This is a genomic window from Marinobacter lipolyticus SM19 (assembly GCF_000397065.2).
GTDB lineage: Bacteria > Pseudomonadota > Gammaproteobacteria > Pseudomonadales > Oleiphilaceae > Marinobacter > Marinobacter lipolyticus.
This window is the reverse complement of the sequence record NZ_KE007321.1, coordinates 1-548: the sequence shown is the minus strand read 5'-3', so window position 1 is coordinate 548 and position 548 is coordinate 1. Positions and strand designations below refer to the sequence as shown.

Below are 548 nucleotides of genomic sequence, written 5' to 3'. Positions count from 1 at the left end.
AGCGTTAGAAGGTATGGCATGGGATGACAAAATTAGATTTAACGGAAGATAAAGCATACATCTCTTATCGCGTTCAAGGTTGGATAAAGATAATGTCGGTCTTTATGCTGGGAGGTTTTATATTAGGAATCATCGAATACTATCCAGAGCCAATCATGATTTCTGTATGTGTACTAGGGATGATCATGTTTGGGGCAATCCTTACATACAGAGTAGAAACAATAATTGAGCCCAGATCGAATAACGCTTACCACCGACTAACTTTATTTGGGTTGTGTCGCAAAGAAACTCTGCCTTTTTCAAAAATACATATGTCAGCACGGATGCATAGGACGCAACATGTCTCATATCCGATATTATGGCTGGTCACTGACACGAATAAAAAGTACAAGGTGGGCGAGTTTTTTGGCCAAGACGTAGATGAAATTGCTAATAAAATAAGCGCATTTAGCAACATAGCCTACAAAAAAGCTTTCTAACAATCGGCTGCACGGCGACCAATTTTCCGCCGCTTCGCGGCTCCAAACCGGCGCGTGAGCCGGGCGTTA

At 42.2% G+C, this 548-nt stretch carries 1 protein-coding gene; it reads left to right on the top strand.

Features of this window, described 5'->3' with window-relative positions; translation table 11 throughout:
• Positions 1-23 precede the first annotated feature (23 nt).
• Positions 24-479, top strand: coding sequence for a hypothetical protein (locus MARLIPOL_RS09530; protein WP_012140689.1), 456 nt, complete (start codon positions 24-26; stop codon positions 477-479).
• Positions 480-548: the final 69 nt, after the last annotated feature.